The sequence below is a fragment of the Micromonospora sp. NPDC050980 genome (genome assembly GCF_040653835.1).
Classification (GTDB): Bacteria; Actinomycetota; Actinomycetes; order Mycobacteriales; family Micromonosporaceae; genus Micromonospora.
Map to the genome: position 1 here is coordinate 164152 of NZ_JBFAGS010000009.1, position 19711 is coordinate 183862.

Consider the following 19711-nt stretch of genomic DNA (forward strand, 5'->3'; position numbering starts at 1 on the left):
TGTCGCCAGGTGGCGCCCCCTAGCATCGGCCCATGACGCCCGGAGAGGGGAGTCCGTTGGTGACTGCTGAGCATGCGCACGCGGAGGGGGACGACGCCGGAGCGGCGGCGTCCGCAGGCGTGCTCGACGAGATCCTGGCCGGCGTGCGTGCGGACGTCGCCCGGCGGCAGGAGCAGATTCCGCTGGAGCGGATCCGTGAGCTGGCCGCCGCCGCACCGCCGCCGCTCGACGCGTACGCGGCGCTGCGCCGGCCCGGCGTGGCCGTGATCGCCGAGGTGAAGCGCTCGTCGCCGTCCAAGGGGCGGCTGGCCGAGATCGCCGACCCGGCCGACCTGGCGGGTGACTACGCGGCCGGTGGCGCGCGGGCGATCAGCGTGCTGACCGAGGGCCGCTGGTTCGGCGGCTCACTCGACGACCTGGCCGCCGTGCGGGCCGCGGTGAACATCCCGGTGCTGCGCAAGGACTTCGTCGTCTCCAGCTACCAGGTGCACGAGGCCCGCGCGCACGGCGCCGATCTGGTGCTGCTGATCGTCGCCGCGCTGGAGCAGAACGCGCTGGTCGGCCTGCTGGAGCGGATCGAGTCGCTGGGTATGACCGCGTTGGTCGAGGTGCACACCGAGGAGGAGGCGGACCGCGCCCTGGAGGCGGGCGCGCAGGTGATCGGCGTCAACGCGCGTGACCTGCGCACCCTCCAGGTCGACCGGTCGGTGTTCGAGCGGATCGCGCCCGGTCTGCCGAGCAGCGTGGTCAAGATCGCCGAGTCGGGCGTGCGCGGTCCGCACGACCTGATCCGATACGCCTCGGCCGGCGCCGACGCCGTCCTGGTGGGCGAGGGCCTGGTCACCCAGAAGAGTCCGCGCGAGGCGGTCGCCGAGCTGGTCAACGCCGGCAACCACCCGGCCACGCCCCGCCCGGTGCGCTGAGCTGCCCCGGGCCACCCGAACCGAGAGGACGCCCGCGATGAGCGCCGTACCCGCAGCCAGCCAGGTCCCCGACGCCGCCGGCCACTTCGGCCGGTTCGGCGGCCGGTTCGTCCCCGAGGCACTGGTCGCCGCGCTCGACGAGTTGGACGCGGCCTACCGCAAGGCGATGGGCGACGACGAGTTCCGCGCCGAGTTCGACGCGCTGCTGCGCGACTACGCCGGCACCCCGTCGCTGCTGTACGAGGCCCGGCGGCTCTCCGCCCAGGTGGGCGCGCGGATCCTGCTCAAGCGCGAGGACCTGAACCACACCGGCGCCCACAAGGTCCGCAACGTGCTCGGCCAGGCGCTGCTCACCCGGCGGATGGGCAAGCGACGGGTGATCGCGGAGACCGGCGCCGGCCAGCACGGGGTGGCCACCGCGACCGCCGCCGCCCTGTTCGACCTCGACTGCGTGGTCTACATGGGCGAGGTGGACACCGAGCGGCAGGCGCTCAACGTGGCCCGGATGCGGATGCTCGGCGCCACAGTGGTCCCGGTGACGGCCGGCTCGCGCACGCTCAAGGACGCGATGAACGAGGCGATGCGCGACTGGGTCGCCAACGTCGACGACACCCACTACCTGATCGGCACCGCGGCCGGGCCGCACCCGTTCCCGGAGATGGTCCGCGACTTCGTGCGCGGCATCGGGGTGGAGGCCCGCCAGCAGTGCCAGGACCTGACCGGTGCGCTGCCGGACGCGGTCGCGGCCTGCGTCGGCGGCGGCTCCAACGCGCTGGGCATCTTCCACGCCTTCGTGCCCGAAGCCGACGTGCGGCTCTACGGCTTCGAGGCCGGTGGCGAGGGCGTGACGACCGGCCGGCACGCCGCCAGCATCACCGGCGGCTCGTCGGGCGTCCTGCACGGCACCCGCACCTACGTCCTGCAGGACGCCGACGGCCAGACCATCGAGTCGCACTCGATCTCGGCGGGCCTGGACTATCCGGGCGTCGGGCCGGAGCACGCCTGGCTGCACGACGCCGGCCGGGCCACCTACCAGCCGGTCGACGATGCCGAGGCGATGGCCGCGTTCGAGCTGCTCTGCCGCACCGAGGGGATCATCCCGGCGATCGAGAGCGCGCACGCGCTGGCCGGCGCCCGGCGGATCGCCCCGGCCCTGGCCGCCGAGCTGGGCCGGGAACCGGTGATCGTGGTCAACCTCTCCGGCCGGGGTGACAAGGACGTCCACACGGCCGGGGCGTACTTCGGCATCCTCGACAAGGAGTGACAGCGTGAGCCGCATCGGGGTCGCCTTCGACAAGGCCCGGGCCGACGGGCGGGCCGTGCTGATCGGCTGCATGCCGGCCGGCTTCCCGACCGTCGAGGGCAGCATCGCCGCCGTGACCGCCATGGTCGAGGCGGGCGTCGACGTCATCGAGGTGGAGATCCCCTACTCGGACCCGGTGATGGACGGCCCGGTGATCCAGAAGGCCAGTGACATCGCGCTGGCCGGTGGCGTGCGCACCGCCGACACGCTGCGTGTCGTCGAGGCGGTCGCGTCGACCGGCGCGTCGGTGGTCACCATGACCTACTGGAACCCGATCGAGCAGTACGGCGTGGACGCGTTCGCCCGCGACATGGCCGCGGCCGGTGGCACCGGGCTGATCACGCCGGACCTGATCCCCGACGAGGCCGCCGAGTGGCTGGCCGCCTCCGACGCGCACGGCCTGGACCGCACGTTCCTGGTGTCGCCGTCCTCCACCGACGCCCGGCTGCGGATGACCGCCGAGCACTGCCGCGGCTTCGTCTACGCGACCGCGATCATGGGGGTGACCGGCGCACGCGCGCAGACCTCCGAGGCGGCGCCGGTCCTGGTCTCCCGGCTGCGTGGGGTAACCGACCTGCCGGTCGGGGTCGGGCTGGGCGTGGGCACCGGCGCGCAGGCCGCCACCGTCGCCGGCTATGCCGACGCGGTCATCGTGGGCAGTGCGCTGGTGCGGTGCGTGCTCGACGCGCCGGACCAGGCCGCCGGCCTGACCGCCCTGCGCACGCTCAGCGCCGAGCTGGCCGAGGGCGTCCGCAACCCGCTGCGCTGAGTTTCCCGGCGCCCGGCCACCCGCCGCCGGCCGGGCCGTGCCGTCCAGCCGGCGTGCTGCACTCGTCCGCGGACCGTGTCTCGTCGGGGCCGGGTCCTGTCGGCAAGCCGTGCCGCACCCTGTCGTTGCCGCACCCTGTCGTTGGGTGTGTCCGGTCGTTGGGCGTGTCCTGCCGGCGGGGCGTGTCCGGTCGTTGGGCGTGTCCTGCCGGCGGGGCGTGTCCGGTCGTTGGGCGTGTCCTGCCGGCGGGGCGTGTCCGGTCGTTGGGCGTGTCCGGTCGTTGGACGTGTCCGTCGTTGGACGTGTCCGTCGTTGGGCGTGTCCGTCGTTGGGCGTGTCCGGTCGTTGGACGTGTCCGTCGTTGGACGTGTCCGTCGTTGGGCGTGTCCGTCGTTGGGCGTGTCCGGTCGTTGGGCGTGTCCTGCCGGCGGGCCGTGTCCGGTCGTTGGCCGTGTCCGTCGTTAGGCCCGTGTCCCGTCGGCGTGCATCGCGCTCCCGGTGCCGACCGCCCGCCCGTCGCCGGGCGGCGGCCGGGACGGCCCGCGACTGCCTTTGGAGCTGAGTCGTTGGTGACATCGCCCGCCGTGCTTCGTCGGTCGAGGCTCGTGCCGTGCGGCGGTGACGTTCGGCGACTGCCCGGCCGAGCCCCGTGAGTCGTTTGTGACGTCAGCTCCAAAGGCATCGGTCAGGGCACTCCGGGCCGAACCGGGCCGACGCGCGTCCCGGACACGTCGCCTCCGATCCGGGTGCCGCCCCTGCCCGTGGCGCCGCCCTTGACCCGTGCGCCGTGGTCGGCCCGCGCGCCGTGGTCGGCCCGTGCGCCGTGGTCGGCCCGCGCGCGGTCTCGGCCCGCGCGCCGCGGCGGCCCGGGGTGCCGCGCACACGGTCCGCACCGGTACCGTGTGCACCCGTGACCCTCGCCCCGATGACCCCCCTGGCGGCCCTGCCCAGCCCCAGCACCGCCGTCTGGCAGCTCGGCCCGGTCCCGATCCGGGCGTACGCGCTCTGCATCATCGCCGGCATCGTGGTGGCCTGCGCGGTCACCGAGTACCGGCTGCGCCGCCGTGGCGTCGCGCCGGGCGCGGTGCTCGACATCGCCGTCTGGGCGGTGCCCACGGGCATCATCGGTGCCCGGATCTACCACGTGATCACCTCGCCGGAGAAATACTTCGGTGACGGTGGCCAGCCACTCAAGGCGTTCGCCATCTGGGAAGGTGGTCTCGGCATCTGGGGCGCGGTGGCCGGCGGCGCGGTCGGCGCCTGGCTCGCCGCGCGGCAGCTCGGCATCCCGCTCACCGTGGTCGCCGACGCGCTGGCCCCGGGCATGCCCCTGGCGCAGGCCGTGGGCCGGCTGGGCAACTGGTTCAACAACGAGCTGTACGGCGGACGCACCAGCCTGCCGTGGGGGCTGGAGGTGCATGTGATGGACCCGGACAATCCGGGTCACGCACTCCGCGACGACGCGGGCAACCCGGTCCTGCAACCGGGGCTCTACCATCCGACGTTCCTCTACGAGTTGATCTGGAACGTCGGCGTCGCCGCGCTGGTGCTGGTCCTCGACCGTAAGCTGCGGCTCGGCCGGGGCCGGGCCTTCGCGCTCTACGTGATGGGCTACACGGCGGGCCGGTTCTGGATCGAGCTGATGCGCACCGACGAGGCCAACCACATCCTCGGCGTCCGGCTCAACGTCTGGACCGCGGCGCTGGTCTTCCTCGGCGCGCTGGCCTACTTCGTCCAGGCGCGTGGCCCACGGGAATACCTCATCCCGATAGGTGAGCCGGCGGTGCCGGTGACGCCGGCCGGCGACGTGTCGCAGGTCGACCTCTCCGCCCGCGAGGCCGGGGCGGCGACGGTGGCACCCGACGGCTACCGGGTGGTGACCGAGGAGCAGTTCCGCGCGTACCGGACGACCGGCGCGCTGCCCCCGGCGGAGGCCGCGGCGACCGACGGGCCCGACGGTGCCGCGACCGAGGGCGAACCGACCGACCGCGCCGTCACCGACGACGAAGACCCGGCCGACCGGGCCGCCACCGGCGACGACGAAACCGACCGGGCGGCGGCCGGCGGCGGGCCCGACCTCGCCGCGGCCGACGACCAGAACGCGACGGGCGGGCCGGCGGCCGACGACCGGGCCGCGACGGGCGGGCCGGACGAGGGCGAGCGCCGCGGGCGGACGGACGCCGGCGGGCGCCCGGCGGACCGGGACAGCTGAGCGGGGGAACCATGCGCAGCGCGGTGGTGGTCGGCGCCGGCCTCGGCGGGATGGCGGTGGCCGGCGTGCTGGCCCGCTCCGGATGGCAGGTCACGCTGCTGGAACGGGCCGACCGGGTCCGGCCGGAGGCGACCGCCGTGGTGCTCTGGCCGAACGGGGTACGCGCGCTGCGCGCCCTCGGCCTCGGTGCCGGGCTGGACGCGATCGCCACCCCGCTGCCCGACGGGGGGATCCGCCGCCCGGACGGGCAGTGGCTGGTGCAGCCCCGCCCCACGCCGGCCGATCGGATGCCGGTGGTGGTGCACCGGGAGGACCTGCACGACGCGCTCATCGCCGGGTTGGGGGATCGGGTGGAACTGCGTACCGGGGTGACCGTGCGCAGCGTGCGCACGGCGGCCGGTGAGCGGCCCGCGGTGGGTGACGGTCGGCACCTGTTCGAGGCGGACCTGGTGGTGGCGGCCGACGGCGCCGACAGCGAGATCCGGCGGCAACTCGCCCCGGAGACCGCTGTGGTGAGCTCGGGATGCGCCGCCTGGCGGGCGGTCATCCCCTGGTACCGGGCCCCGCAGTTCCCCGACGACCAGCCGGCGCACGGCGAGACACTCGGCGCCGGCTACCGGTTCGTGGCCGCCTCGCTGGGCGAGCGGGGCGCCGCCGGCGCCTCCCGGCGGGGCGGCATCTACTGGGTGGCCACCGCGGCGGGCGCACCCCGGCCGGAGCCGCCGGAGGTTCAACTCGCCCTGCTCAAGCGCTGGTTCGCGGGCTGGCCCGTGCCGATCGCCACGCTGCTGGAGGCGACCGACCCGGCCGACGTGGTGCAGCAGGAGGTCCGCGAGCTGCGGCCGCTGCCCCGGGCGTACGGCTTCGGCGTCGGTCCGGGCGGCGTCGTGCTGCTCGGCGACGCCGCGCACGCCATGCCGCCGCATCTCGGGCAGGGCGCCTGTCTCGCGTTCGAGGACGCGGCCACGCTCGCCGGGCTGCTGCGCGAGTCGCGGCTGCCGGACGCGGTGACCGCCTACGACCGGCTGCGCCGTCCCCGGGCGGCGACCATGGTCCGGCAGACCCGCCGGATGTCGGCAGTGTTGCAGGCCCGGGGCCGGTTGGCGCTGCGCGCCCGGGACGCCGCGCTCGGCACGATCAGCCCGCGGCTGCGCAACACGGCCGCCGCGGCCGCCGCCGACTGGCAACCACCGTCCTGACCGGGCGCGGGCCGGCGCTCAGATGACCGCGGCCGGCTCGGCGATGCAGGCCGTGCCGACCCGGCGGAAGCCGACCCGCAGATAGACCCGGGCGATCTCCTCGCTGCCCGCGCTCAGGAAGATCAGGTCGGTGCCGGCGGCGCGTAGTTCCCGGGCCAGCGTGGCGGTCACCGCGGCGCCCAGCCCGCGCCGCCGGGCGGACGGCAGGGTGGCCACCCCGGCGATCTCCGCCACGTCGCCGACCCGCATCGCCATGCCGCTGGCCAGCGCGCCCTCCGCCGCGGTGCCGGCGAGCACCGAGACGCGCCGGCCGTCGCCCACCCGGGCCGCCTCCTCCTCCAGCGCGTCCACGTCCAACCGGGCGAGCGCGGCGTCCCGCTCCGCCGGCCCGGCCTCGCCCCGCGCGGTGCCACCGTGGGCGAAGCCGACCGCGGCGACGGCCCGGCGCAGCGCGATGTCCGCCGCGAAGCCCGGGTCGGCCGGGTCCAGCACCCGCACCGGTACGTCGCTGAGTGTCACCGGATCGGGCAACCGCTCCGGTTCGAGCACCATGAGCGGCGCCTCCAGCACGCTCAGCCCCGCCGAGCGGGCCACCGCCAGCAGGTCCGGCTGGTGCTCGTGCACCCACTCGAACGCCTCCGGCAGGCCCAGTTCCCGCTGCCGGGTGCGGACGGCGGTCACCTCGGCCAGCGTGGGCGCGTCGGTGGCGTCGAGACGGGGGCGGGCGTAGAACGGCCAACCGGCGCCGTCGCGGACGAACAGCACCAGGGAGTCGAACTCCTCCGTCCGCGCCCCGTCGCGGGGCACCGCGTCGTAGAACCGCTCCAACCGGTCGAGTACGTCAGCTCGCGCGAGATCCACCGCGCGAGACTACACGTCCCAGCATCTGGAAGTGTGATCAATCTGAACTGGCCTTGTGCCGTACGCCCTAACGTAGACTCAATAAACCCCAGCGGGCCGACGTCGTCCCCACCATGCACCAACCTGAGTGACGACAGGAGGACCGGTGGCCTTTCCGTACCCTCAAAGCCCGCAGCCGGCCCCGCGGACGACGGGTCTGCACGACCCCGCGTACGAGCACGACGCCTGCGGCGTGGCCTTCGTGGCCGACCTGTACGGGCGCCGTTCGCACCAGGTCGTCGCGAACGGCCTCGGCGCGCTGCGGCGGCTGGACCACCGGGGCGCCCGGGGCGCGGAGCACAACACCGGCGACGGCGCCGGGATCATGATCCAGGTGCCGGACGCCTTCCTGCGCGCGACCGTCGACTTCCCACTGCCCCCGGCCGGCCAGTACGCCACCGGCCTGGTCTTCCTGCCCGACGACGACGCGGCCGAGGCCCGCGCCCGCCAGGTGGTGGACAAGTACGCGCTGGTCGAGGGCGCCGACGTGCTGGGCTGGCGGACGGTGCCGACCGACCCGTCCGACCTGGGCGAGACCGCGCTCGCGGCGTTGCCCCGGGTCCGGCAACTCTTCGTGGCCGCACACCGGCTGACCGACTCGCCGGCCGGCCCGGCCGGTTCCCCGCTGACCGGGCTGGACCTGGACCGAGTGGCGTTCTGCCTGCGCAAGCAGGTCGAGCGGGAGACCGCCGAGCGGGGCCAGCCGGCCTACTTCCCGTCGCTGTCCGGCCGCACCATGGTCTTCAAGGGCATGCTCACCCCCGACCAGCTCCCGGCGTTCTACCCGGAGCTGACCGACGAGCGGGTGGACAGCGCGATCGCGCTGGTGCACTCGCGCTTCTCCACCAACACGTTTCCGTCCTGGCCGCTGGCGCACCCCTACCGGCTCATCGCCCACAACGGCGAGATCAACACGATCCGGGGCAACCGCAACTGGATGCAGGCCCGCGAGGCCCTGCTCAAGAGCCCGAACCTGCCCGGCAACATCCGCCGGGTCTTCCCGGTGTGCACCCCGGCCGCGTCCGACTCGGCCAACTTCGACGAGGTGTTGGAGCTGCTGCACCTGGCCGGGCGGAGCCTGCCGCACGCGGTGCTCATGATGATCCCCGAGGCGTGGGAGAACGACCCGGACATGCGCGCCGACAAGCGCGCGTTCTACCGCTTCCACGCCAGCCTGATGGAGCCGTGGGACGGTCCCGCCTCGGTCGCCTTCACCGACGGTGAGATCGTCGGCGCCGTGCTGGACCGCAACGGCCTGCGTCCGGGCCGCTGGTGGCACACCAGCGACGGCCTGGTGGTGCTGGGCAGCGAGGCGGGCGTGCTCGACCTCGACCCGGCGACCGTGGTGGCCAAGGGCCGGTTGCAGCCGGGCCGGATGTTCCTGGTCGACACCGTCAACGGCCGGATCGTCTCCGACGACGAGATCAAGACCGAGCTGGCCGCTGCCCAGCCCTACCAGGAGTGGCTGCACGCCGGCCTGATCGAGCTGGACGACCTGCCCGCGCGCGAGCACACCGTCTACACCCACGACTCGGTGCGCCGCCGGCAGCAGACGTTCGGCTACACCGAGGAGGAGCTGAAGATCCTGCTCGGCCCGATGGCCCGCAGCGGCGCGGAGCCGCTCGGCTCGATGGGCACCGACACCCCGATCGCCCCGCTGTCCACCCGGCCGCGGCTGCTCTACGACTACTTCCATCAGCTCTTCGCCCAGGTCACCAACCCGCCGCTGGACGCCATCCGGGAGGAGCTGGTGACCAGCCTGGCGTCCACCATCGGCCCGGAGGGCAACCTGCTCGACCCGGGGCCGGCGAGCTGCCGGCAGATCGTGCTGCCGCACCCGGTGATCGACAACGATGAGCTGGCCAAGATCCTCTCCATCGACGACGACGGCGACCTGCCCGGGTTCAAGGCGGTCCGGGTTTCCGGCCTCTACCGCATCCGCGACGGCGGCGCCGGCATCAAGGCCCGGCTGACCGAGATCTGCCGGCACGTCTCCGAGGCGATCGAGGACGGCGTGCGCATCCTGGTGCTCTCCGACCGGGACTCCAACGCCGACCTCGCCCCGATCCCGTCGCTGCTGCTCACCGCCGCGGTGCACCAGCACCTGGTGCGCGAGCAGACCCGCACCCAGGTGGCGTTGATCGTGGAGTCCGGCGACTGCCGCGAGGTGCACCACGCGGCCGTCCTGATCGGCTACGGCGCGGCGGCGGTCAACCCCTACCTGGCCTTCGAGTCGGTCGAGGACATGATCTCCACCGGCGCGCTGGTCGGAGTCGATGCGACGAAGGCGGTCCGGCACTACGTCAAGGCGCTCGGCAAGGGCGTCCTGAAGATCATGTCGAAAATGGGCATCTCGACCGTGTCGTCGTACTGCGGCGCCCAGGTGTTCGAGGCGGTCGGCCTGGACACCCGCCTGGTCGACCGCTACTTCCGCGGCACACCGAGCACGATCGGCGGCATCGGACTGGCCGAGATCCACGCCGAGGTGGCCGCCCGGCACGCGCTGGCCTGGCCGGCGCCGGGCGCCGAGACCAGCGACCGGCTGGAGGTGGGCGGCGAATACCAGTGGCGCCGCGAGGGCGAGCTGCACCTGTTCAACCCGGAGACCGTCTTCCTGCTCCAGCACGCCACCCGCAGCCGCCAGTACGACGTCTTCCGGCAGTACACCGCCAAGGTCGACGAGCTGGCCGCGAGGGCGGGCTCGCTGCGCGGGCTGTTCACGCTGCGCACCGGCGTGCGCCCGGCGGTGCCGCTGGACGAGGTCGAGCCGGCCACCGAGATCGTCAAGCGCTTCGCCACCGGCGCCATGTCGTACGGGTCGATCTCCGCGGAGGCGCACGAGACCCTGGCGATCGCGATGAACCGGCTCGGCGGCAAGTCCAACACCGGCGAGGGCGGTGAGGACGTCGAGCGGCTGCACGACCCGGCACGGCGCTCGGCGGTCAAGCAGATCGCCAGCGGCCGGTTCGGCGTGACGAGCGAATACCTGGTCAACGCGGACGACCTCCAGATCAAGATGGCGCAGGGCGCGAAGCCCGGCGAGGGTGGGCAACTGCCCGGGAACAAGGTCTGGCCGTGGATCGCCCGGACCCGGCACGCCACCCCCGGCGTCGGCCTGATCTCCCCGCCACCGCACCACGACATCTACTCCATCGAGGACCTGGCGCAGCTCGTCCACGACCTGAAGTGCGTCAACCCGGCCGCCCGGGTGCACGTCAAGCTGGTCAGCGAGGTGGGCGTGGGCACCGTGGCGGCCGGCGTGGCCAAGCTCAAGGCCGACGTCATCCTGATCTCGGGGCACGACGGCGGCACCGGCGCGTCCCCGCTCAACTCGCTCAAGCACGCCGGCACCCCCTGGGAGCTGGGGCTGGCCGAGGCGCAGCAGACGCTGCTGCTCAACAAGCTGCGCGACCGGGTCACCGTGCAGGTCGACGGCCAGCTCAAGACCGGCCGGGACGTGCTGGTCGCGGCGCTGCTGGGCGCGGAGGAGTTCGGCTTCGCCACCGCCCCGCTGATCGTCGAGGGCTGCGTGATGATGCGGGTCTGCCACCTGGACACCTGCCCGGTCGGCATCGCCACCCAGAACCCGGTGCTTCGGGAGCGGTTCACCGGCCGGCCGGAGTTCGTGGAGAACTTCTTCCTCTTCCTCGCCGAGGAGGTCCGGGGCTACCTGGCCGAGCTGGGCTTCCGCAGCATCGACGAGGCGATCGGGCACACCGAGCTGCTCGACGTGGTCGGCGCGATCGACCACTGGAAGGGCCACGGGCTCGACCTGAGCCGCGTGCTGCACCTGCCCGAGCTGCCCGAGGGAACGGCCCGGCGCGGGGTCCGCGCCCAGGACCACGGCCTCGACGTGGCGCTGGACAACCGGCTCATCGAGCTGGCCGGCCCGGCGTTGCGCGACGGCACCCCGGTGCGGGTCGAGATCGACGTCCGCAACGAGCACCGCAGCGTGGGCGCGATGCTCGGCGGCGAGGTGACCCGCCGCTTCGGCGGCGGCGGGCTGCCCGACGACACCGTCCAGTTCCTGCTGCACGGCACCGCCGGCCAGTCGTTCGGCGCGTTCCTGCCCCGCGGCGTGACGCTGCGGCTGCACGGCGACGCCAACGACTACGTCGGCAAGGGGCTCTCCGGCGGGCGGATCGTGGTCCGGCCGGACCACGCCGCACCGTTCGTCGGCGACGACGCCGAACCGGGCCGGCGCGCCGAGGACCAGATCATCGCCGGCAACACGATCCTCTACGGCGCCACCGGTGGCGAGGTGTTCCTGCGTGGCCGGGTCGGCGAGCGGTTCGCGGTGCGCAACTCCGGCGCGGTGGCCGTCGTCGAAGGGCTCGGCGATCACGGCTGCGAGTACATGACCGGCGGCACGGTGGTGGTGCTCGGGCCGACCGGGCGCAACTTCGCCGCCGGCATGTCCGGCGGCACCGCGTTCGTGCACCGGCTCGACCGGCGGCTGGTCAACGCCGAGCTGGTCGACCTGTCCCCGCTGCGCGACGAGGAGCGCGACCGGCTGCACGAGCTGGTCCAGCGGCATTTCGCGGAGACCGCCTCGGCGGTCGCCGAGGCGCTGCTGAAGCGCTGGCCGGAGGCGGTGGAGGAGTTCACCGCAGTGGTGCCCCGGGACTACCGCCGGGTCATGGAGATCATGCGGGCCGCCGAAGCCGCCGGCCACGACGTCGACGACGCGGTGATGAGCGCCCTGGCGGCGACCGCCGCCCCGGTGGCGCAGCCGGGGCCCGCCGCCGCGTCCCTGCCGCCCGCGCCGCGGGTGGCCGCCCAGGAGGTGGCTCGTGCCTGACCCGAACGGTTTCCTGCGCTACGACCGGCGGCTGCCCGCCCGCCGTCCGGTCCCGGTGCGGATCACGGACTGGCGGGAGGTCTACCCGCCGGCCGGCGAGGAACTGGTCCGCGAGCAGGCCACCCGGTGCATGGACTGTGGCATCCCGTTCTGTCACGACGGCTGCCCGCTGGGCAACCGCATCCCCGACTGGAACGATCTGGTCCGCACCGGCAACTGGGACGCGGCGGTGGAGTCGCTGCACGCCACCAACAACTTCCCCGAGTTCACCGGCCGGCTCTGCCCGGCGCCGTGCGAGGCGGCCTGCGTGCTCGGCCTGGGCGGCCAGCAGCCGGTGACCATCAAGCAGGTCGAGGTGGAGATCGCCGACGCCGCGGTGGCCCGCGGCGGCCTGCGTCCCCGGCCCGCGTCGGCGCCGACCGGCCGGTCCGTCGCGGTGGTCGGCTCCGGCCCGGCCGGGCTGGCCGCCGCGCAGCAGCTCGCCCGCGCCGGCCATGGCGTCACCGTGTACGAGCGCGACGACGCCCCGGGTGGCCTGCTCCGTTACGGCATCCCCGACTTCAAGCTGGAAAAGCACCACGTCGAACGCCGGGTGGCCCAACTCGTCGACGAGGGGGTGCGCCTCCGCACCGGCGTCGACGTCGGCGTCGACGTGACCGCCGAGCAGTTGCGCGCCGAGCACGACGCGGTGCTGCTCGCCTGCGGCGCGCTGCGGGGCCGGGACACCCCGGACACGCCGGGCCGGGCGTTGCGCGGCGTGCACCAGGCGATGGCGCACCTGGTCGCGGCGAACAAGGTGGTCGCAGCGGCCGGGGACGGTCGGCCCGCCCTCGCCGTGCTGCCGGACGGCACGCCGATCGACGCGGCCGGCAAGCACGTCGTGATCATCGGCGGCGGTGACACCGCCGCGGACTGCCTGGGCGTGGCCCACCGGCAGGGCGCGGCCGGCGTACACCAGCTCGACCTCTACCCGCAGCCCCCGGCCGACCGCGACGGCGCCCGCGACCCGTGGCCGACCTGGCCCTGGGTGCTGCGTTCCTATCCGGCGCACGAGGAGGGCGGTGCGCGGGTCTTCGCCGTGGCGGTGCAGGAGTTCGTCGACGACGGCACCGGCCAGGTCCGGGCCGTCCGGATCGCCGAGGTGACGGTGGAGAAGGTCGACGGCCGGCGGATCGTCACCCCGCTGCCGGGCTCGGAGCGGGAGATTCCGGCCGATCTGGTGCTGCTCGCGATCGGCTTCGAGGGCACCGAGGAGCAGCCGTTGCTGGCCCAGCTCGGGGTGGCCCGCAACGGCCGCGGCGCAATCGACGCCCGCTCCGACTGGCAGGCGGCCGACGGGGTCTTCGTCGCCGGGGACATGCACCGGGGCGCCTCGCTGATCGTCTGGGCGATCGCCGAGGGGCGGGCCGCCGCGGCGGCGGTCCACGCCTACCTGGGCGGCGTGGGCGACCTGCCCGCTCCGGTCACCCCGGCCCGGCAACCGCTCGCCGCGAGGTAAGGAGGGGCCCCCTGTTAACGCCTGCGGTATAGGAGGGGGCCCCTGTTAACACCCGCCGGGCGTGGGGCACGTCTCCTCCGGCGGGACCCCGAAGGTACGAAGATCATCGTTACGCTGCGGACATGGACGTCGAGGTACGCCTGCGGCGGGCACGCCGCTGGCTCTGGGTGGTGCTGGTCGGGCTCTTCCTCAGCGGGGTGACCGCGTTCCCGCTGGAGCTGGAGGTGCGGTGGCTGCTGGCCGCGCTAGATCCGCTCGCCGGCGGGTTGCCGGCGTTGGTGAGCTGGATCGAGCGGGTCCACACCGGTCTGGTGACCGCCGACCGGGACTATCCGTTCCTGCTCTACGGCACCGACTGGCTGGCCTTCGCCCACCTGGTGCTCGCGGTGGCGTTCTGGGGGCCGTTGCGCGACCCGGTGCGCAACGTCTGGGTGGTCCAGGTCGGGATGATCGCCTGCGTCGGCATCGTGCCGCTGGCGTTGATCTGCGGCCCGATCCGGGACATCCCCTGGTTCTGGACGCTCGTCGACCTGTCGTTCGCGGTGGGGGCGTTCCCGCCGCTCTGGCTCGCCTACCGGCACATCCGCGCCGTCGAGGCGGCGGTGGGGTCGGGTGGGGCCCCGCTCGCGCGGGAGCCCCGCCCGACCTGATCCCTCAGCGGTGCAGCAGGTCGTGCGCGGCCCGGATCTTCGACCAGGAGGCCGGCCGGGCCGGGGCCGCCGAGGTACGCGCCGAGGTGCCCACCTCGGGCCGCCCGGCGGTGAACAGCCAGGTGGTGAACACCGCGTCGAGGTCCCGGCCGGCGATCCGCTCGGCGAGCGCCTGGAACTGCTCGGTGGTGCCGTTGCCGTACTGGTGCCGCGCCGTCCAGGTGCGCAGGATCCGGAAGAACGCCGGGTCGCCGATGGCCAGCCGGATCTGGTGCAGCGCCATCGCGCCGCGGTCGTAGACGGCGCCGTCGAAGACCCGGCCGGCGCCCGGGTCGCCGGGGAGCACCTGCCAGAACTCCGAGTCGGCCGGGTAGCTGTCGTAGGTGAAGTCGAACAGCTCCTGCGCGGTGCCCTCGTCCTGCTCCTCCGACCAGAGCCATTCCGCGTACGAGGCGAAGCCCTCGTTCAGCCAGATGTTGCGCCAGTCCGCCACCGCGACGGAGTCACCGAACCACTGGTGGGCGTTCTCGTGCACCACCACGTAAGGGTTCGAGCCGCGCCGCCAGAAGCCGGGGCCGTAGACCGGGCGGGTCTGCGTCTCCAGGGCGAAGCCGATGCCGTCGACCGGGCCGGCCACGCCGCCCTGCGCCTCGAACGGGTAGGGGCCGAACACGCCGCTCTCCCAGTCGACGATCTCGGCGGTGCGTTCGATGCTGGCCCGGGCGGCGGGCCCGCGCTCGCCCAGCGTGGTGCTGTACGCGTTCACCACCGGCTGCCCGTTCGGCGCGGTGTCGGTGACGATGTCGTACTGCCCGATGGCCAGGAACGCCTGGTAGGTGGCGCCGGGCTTGACGCTGCGCCAGCTCCATCGGGTGCGGTTGCCGGCCTCGGGGAGCGGGTCGCGCGGCTGCACGCCGTTGCTGACCACTTCGAGGCCGGTCGGCACCGAGACGGAGATGTCCCACGTGGCCTTGTCCTTCGGGTGGTCGTTGCTCGGATACCACCACCAGGCCGACTCGGGCTCGTTCACGGCCAGCGCGCCGTCGGCGGTGCGGGTCCAGCCGGTGTAGCCGTAGACCTTGGTCTGCGAGGGAACGCCGGCGTACTTCACCACGACGGTGAGCTGTTGACCCTTGACCAACGCCCGGGGCGGGGTGACCACCAGCTCGTGGTCGCCGGCGCGGGCGGAGCCGGCGACCCAGCCGTTGACCCGAACCGACTCGACGTCGAGCGCGAAGTCGAGGTTGAACCGGGACAGGTCCTGGGTGGCGGTGGCCAGGATGGTCGTGGTGCCGCTGAGCCGGTCCGTGGCCGGCTCGTAGCGCAGGCGGATGTCGTAGTGGTCGACGTCGTAGCCGCCGTTGCCGTAGTCGGGGAAGTAGCTGTCGCCCAGCCCGGGGCTGCCCGGCGTGGGGGTGGCCGCCGAGACGTGCGGTCGGCCCCATCCGGTGCGGGCGGCCTGGCCGGGTGCGCCGGTCACGGTGGTGACGGCGGTGGTGAGGGTCAGGGCGGCGACCGCCGCCGAGAGTGCGCGTGGCACGGGTGGGACTCCCTCCGTCGGTTGTACGCCCCGTCAACCTAATCGACACATGTAAACGCATCCGCCCCGAACGGGGCCGGAGAGCTATTCAATTCTTGCGAATGTTTCGATAGCCTTACCGACTAGTAACAAGCACGACCCCTCGGCCACGCGCGCGGTCAACGGGCTCCACCACCCCCCTGTCCCGTGGAGGTCCTGTCATGTCCCGTCGCGTCCGCACCGCCCTCGCCGCGGTGTTGGCGGCCGTCCTCGGCGCCGTGCTCCTGCCCGGCGCCGCCCGGGCGGCCACCGTCAACTACGTCGCCCTCGGCGACTCCTACTCCTCCGGCGTCGGCGCCGGACCGTACGACCTGTCCACCTGCCTGCGCAGCCAGAAGTCGTACGCCCCGCTCTGGGCCGCCGCGCACGCGGTCACCAGCTTCCGCTTCCCGGCCTGCGGCGGCGCGGTCACCGCCGACGTGCTCAACAACCAGGTGGGGCAGCTCAGCGCCTCGACCACCCTGGTCACCATCACCATCGGCGGCAACGACGCCGGCTTCGCCGACGTGATGACCAGCTGCCGCTTCGGCAGCACGTCGAGCTGCGAGAACGCGGTGGCCGGGGCCAAGGCGTTCGCCACCGCGACGCTGCCCGCCCGGCTGGACGCCACCTACGCCGCGATCCGCGGGCGGGCCCCGAACGCGCGGCTCGTGGTGCTCGGCTACCCGCGCCTGTTCGAGACCGGCTCGTGCGGCCTGTTCGCCATGAGCAGCTACAAGCGGACCATCCTCAACCAGGCCGCCGACGTGTTGAACGGGGTCACCGCCGGCCGGGCCGGCGCCGCCGGCGCCACGTTCGTCGACGCGCGACCGTACTTCACCGGGCACGGCGTGTGCGCGGCCGACCCGTGGATCCGCGACGTCACCGGGGTGATCGAGGCGTACCACCCGAACGCGAACGGCTACCGCTACGGCTACCTGGCCGCCCTCACCGCCGCCATCGGCTGAGGTGTAAGGAGGGGCCCCTTGTTAACAGACGTCTGTTAACAAGGGGCCCCTCCTTACACCCGTGGCGGGGGTTGCGTGGGGTGTCGACAATGGTGCGACACCCGCAGTCACCCGGAGGTGACCATGCGCGAACCGGTGACCCGCCCGCGGCCCACCCGCGAGCAGCTTCCGGCCGGTGGGCTGGAACTGCTCACCCTGCTGGCCCGCCTGCTGCGACGGCCCCGCCGCGGCGACCGCCGGCTGCCGCTGCTGTGGCTGCTCCGGCCGGCCGGCGACGGTGCGGTGCCCGCCCTGCTGCGTCGCTTCGCCGCCCGGGGCACCGGGCGTCGGGTGCCGCACGCGGTGCTGGACCTGACCGACCGGCCGCCCACCGACGACGTGGCGACGGCCCTGCGGGAGCTGCACCGGCAGCTCTCCCTGGAGGCGTTCGGCGCGCCCCGGCTGCGGTTCCGGCACTATCCCCTCGCCGACTGGCTGATGCACCAGACACTCGCCGTCGACGTGGACGCCGCGGACAGCGGCCGGGCCTCGCTGGTGCGCCGGCTACGGGACTGGCGGGGCCGGCGCGCCGGCGACGACCCCCAGGTGGGCGGCGACTCCGGGCTCGGCGCGGTGCTGCAACTGCTGCTGTGGCTGTTGCGCCGGGCGGTGCCCAGCGTGGTGTTCCGGATCGCGGTGTCCGGCCGGGTGCCGGTGGTCGGCCGGCAGTACCGCTGGTTCATGCGCCAGCAGTATCTCGCGCCCCGGCAGTCGGTGACGTTCCTCGGCTTCGCCGAGCGGCTCACCGCCGGCTGGCGCGACGGCGAGCACCCGGCACAGGTGGAGAAGTTGCTGCTGCACGCGTTCCTGGAGGACCTGCGGCTGGCCTACCGGCGGCGGTTCTGGCGGCCGGGGGACTGGCGTCGCACCGCCTACCCGGTGGTGCTGCTCGACGGCGTACGCCCGGACAACGTCGGGCACACCCTGGTCCGGATCTTCGACGAGGTCCGCAACGAGACCGGCCGCAACGATCCGCTGCTGGTGGTCGCGGTCGCCGCCGACCCGCCGCCGGAACCGGCCGCGTCCCGGCCGCTGGTCGAGGCCGAGGAGGCGTACGAGGAGTGGGCCGAGGCGCTGCCGGAACGCCGGCGGCTGCGCCGCCCCGGCACCTGGCTGATGGTGCTGGCGGCGACGCCCGACGCGGGCGGCGTACCCGCGGGGGTCGCTCCGCCGGCGCTGACCGCGCCGGACCCGCCCTGGTGGGCGCGGCGGTTCCTGCCCGCGGCGGTGGCCCTGATGCTGCTCGCCGGGGTGGGGGTGTGGGCGCACGGACGGTGGGCGCCGGACTGCCGGCCCTGGCCGACCGACCGGGTGAGCGTGCGCCTGGTCGGCGGCGAGTGCGTCGGCTACAGCGACACCGCCGGGCAGGTCTTCAACAGCGAGCCCGGGCAGGACCGGCTGCGGGCCGTGCAGCGGCGCATCTTCGCCCAGAACCGGGCCACCGAGGAGGTGTGGCGGCGCAGCGACCACCGCCGCCCCTATCTGACGCTCGTCTACCTGGGCAGCCTCACCGGCAACCGGACCCGCGCGGACGAGGAGTCCTACGTCTCCGAGCGGGAGGAACTGGAGGGGATGGCCACCGCCCAGTACGCGCTGCTGAAGGAGTCGGCGGCGGCGGACGACGCGGCGTTGCTGCACATCGTGGTGGCCAACGCCGGCCGGCAGATGCGGCACGCCGGCGACGCCGTGCGGATGCTGGAGGGGTTGGCCCGCGACGACCCGAGCGTGCTCGGCGTGGTCGGGCTGGTGGACAGCCGCGCCAGCACGGCGGCGGCGCTGCGTGAACTCAACCGGGTCGGCCTGCCGGTGCTCGCGCCCACCCTGTCGGCCGACCGGATGGACGCCAACTCCAGCCTCTACCTGGCCATGTCCGCGCCCAACCGGGATCAGGTCACCATGGTCGAGGCGTACGCCCGGCAGGTGCTGCGGGTGGGGGAGGCGCACGTCTACTGGACCACCGGCGAGGGCAGCTCGCTGACCCGGGACCTCTACGTCGCCACCCTGGTCGACGGCCTGCGGGAACGGTTCGGCGACCGGATCACCCGGCTCGACGAGTGGCGCAGCGGCCGGCGGCTCACCCAGGAGTGCGGCTACTCCGGGATGCTCTTCTTCGCCGGCCGCTGGTCGGAGTTCGACGGGTTCCTGCGGGCGTTGAAGGAGTGCGGCTCGAACCCGCCCCGGCACCTGGTCACCGACGACTCGGTGAACCGCTACATGGCCAACCCTGGGCTGCGGGCCAGCGCGCCGGGCAACCTGCCGGTCACGTACGTGTCGAAGGCGTCGCTGGCCACCTGCGCCGCGCTGCGGGCCGCGCAGGCCGCCCGCGACGACGCCCGGGGCAGCTTCCTCACCTGGATCGGCGCGGACGACCTGCTCGACCCGCCGCGCTGCCGCGAGGGCGCCGGCCCGCCGGTCGGCGAGCGGGTCAGCCTCGCCTACGACGCCGCGATGATGATGGTGCGCGCGCTGGAGAGCCTGGCCGCCCGGCTGCGGCACGCCGACACCGGCCGCCGCTGGGAGCCGCGGGCGGTCAACCCGGTCGGCGTGCACGCCGAGGTGCTGCGGCAGAACGCCGCCGGCGGCTACCCGGGGGTCAGCGGCCTGATCCGGTACGCCCCGGACTCCGGCGAGCCGGTCGCGAAGCGCCTGGCGCTGCTCACCGTGGCGAAGGTGCCCGATGTCGACGCCGCCCCGGTCGAGGTGTTCCACTGCGGCCTGGCCGACGCCGGTCCGGATCCGGGCTGCCGCACGACGACGTCGCGATAGCTGAATCTTGGTACGCGCACGCCGTTCCGAGGGCGCCTGCGTACCAAGGTCTACGAGGACCGCACAGGTGAGCACCTTCGGCGTTGTCTACGCCGAAGGTGCGTGGAGACGGACTAGCATCTCAG

General features: G+C 74.0%; 12 protein-coding genes. 10 read left to right on the forward strand and 2 right to left on the reverse strand.

What is annotated here, in order from left to right; genetic code table 11:
- The first annotated feature begins 119 nt into the window (after window positions 1-119).
- From trpC to AB0H28_RS16565, 5 genes are all read left to right on the forward strand, one after another.
- Entirely contained in the window at window positions 120-923 is an 804-nt protein-coding gene (gene trpC / locus AB0H28_RS16545; RefSeq protein ID WP_358040284.1) for an indole-3-glycerol phosphate synthase TrpC, read from the forward strand.
- 37 nt (window positions 924-960) lie between these two features.
- The gene (trpB, locus tag AB0H28_RS16550; protein ID WP_358040108.1) at window positions 961-2187 is read left to right on the forward strand and encodes a tryptophan synthase subunit beta; all 1227 of its coding nucleotides are present in this window, start codon (window positions 961-963) and stop codon (window positions 2185-2187) included.
- A gap of 4 nt (window positions 2188-2191) precedes the next feature.
- Window positions 2192-2995, forward strand: a complete 804-nt coding sequence (trpA, locus tag AB0H28_RS16555) for a tryptophan synthase subunit alpha (RefSeq protein ID WP_358040111.1) — start codon at window positions 2192-2194, stop codon at window positions 2993-2995.
- A gap of 910 nt (window positions 2996-3905) precedes the next feature.
- Window positions 3906-5207 (forward strand): prolipoprotein diacylglyceryl transferase, encoded by a 1302-nt coding sequence (lgt, locus tag AB0H28_RS16560; RefSeq protein WP_358040114.1) that lies wholly within the window; start codon window positions 3906-3908, stop codon window positions 5205-5207.
- 11 nt (window positions 5208-5218) lie between these two features.
- Complete coding sequence (locus AB0H28_RS16565; protein ID WP_358040117.1) at window positions 5219-6406, forward strand: NAD(P)/FAD-dependent oxidoreductase; 1188 nt, start codon at window positions 5219-5221, stop codon at window positions 6404-6406.
- 18 nt (window positions 6407-6424) lie between these two features.
- Here AB0H28_RS16565 and AB0H28_RS16570 read toward each other — a convergent pair whose 3' ends face one another.
- A complete protein-coding gene (locus AB0H28_RS16570) occupies window positions 6425-7267 on the reverse strand; it encodes a GNAT family N-acetyltransferase (protein WP_358040120.1) in 843 nt (280 codons plus the stop codon).
- Window positions 7268-7412: 145 nt separating this feature from the next.
- Here AB0H28_RS16570 and gltB point away from each other — a divergent pair, with 145 nt between their 5' ends.
- The 3 genes from gltB (at window position 7413) to AB0H28_RS16585 (ending at window position 14255) form a co-directional block, all read left to right on the forward strand.
- Window positions 7413-12107 carry a glutamate synthase large subunit gene (gltB, locus tag AB0H28_RS16575; protein ID WP_358040123.1) on the forward strand — a complete coding sequence of 1565 codons (4695 nt, stop codon included), beginning with the start codon at window positions 7413-7415 and terminating at the stop codon, window positions 12105-12107.
- Complete coding sequence (locus AB0H28_RS16580) at window positions 12100-13605, forward strand: glutamate synthase subunit beta (protein WP_358040126.1); 1506 nt, start codon at window positions 12100-12102, stop codon at window positions 13603-13605. The genes gltB and AB0H28_RS16580 overlap by 8 nt, the downstream gene beginning before the upstream one ends.
- A 122-nt stretch (window positions 13606-13727) precedes the next feature.
- Entirely contained in the window at window positions 13728-14255 is a 528-nt protein-coding gene (locus AB0H28_RS16585; protein ID WP_358040129.1) for a hypothetical protein, read from the forward strand.
- 4 nt (window positions 14256-14259) lie between these two features.
- Here AB0H28_RS16585 and AB0H28_RS16590 read toward each other — a convergent pair whose 3' ends face one another.
- Window positions 14260-15795: a M1 family metallopeptidase gene (locus AB0H28_RS16590; protein WP_358040132.1), complete on the reverse strand. Its 1536-nt coding sequence runs from the start codon at window positions 15793-15795 to the stop codon at window positions 14260-14262.
- Window positions 15796-15995: 200 nt separating this feature from the next.
- Between AB0H28_RS16590 and AB0H28_RS16595 the strand changes: the two genes are divergently transcribed.
- A complete protein-coding gene (locus tag AB0H28_RS16595) occupies window positions 15996-16781 on the forward strand; it encodes an SGNH/GDSL hydrolase family protein (protein ID WP_358040135.1) in 786 nt (261 codons plus the stop codon).
- Between the two features lie 123 nt (window positions 16782-16904).
- Window positions 16905-19586 (forward strand): hypothetical protein, encoded by a 2682-nt coding sequence (locus tag AB0H28_RS16600; protein ID WP_358040138.1) that lies wholly within the window; start codon window positions 16905-16907, stop codon window positions 19584-19586.
- Window positions 19587-19711 lie beyond the last annotated feature (125 nt).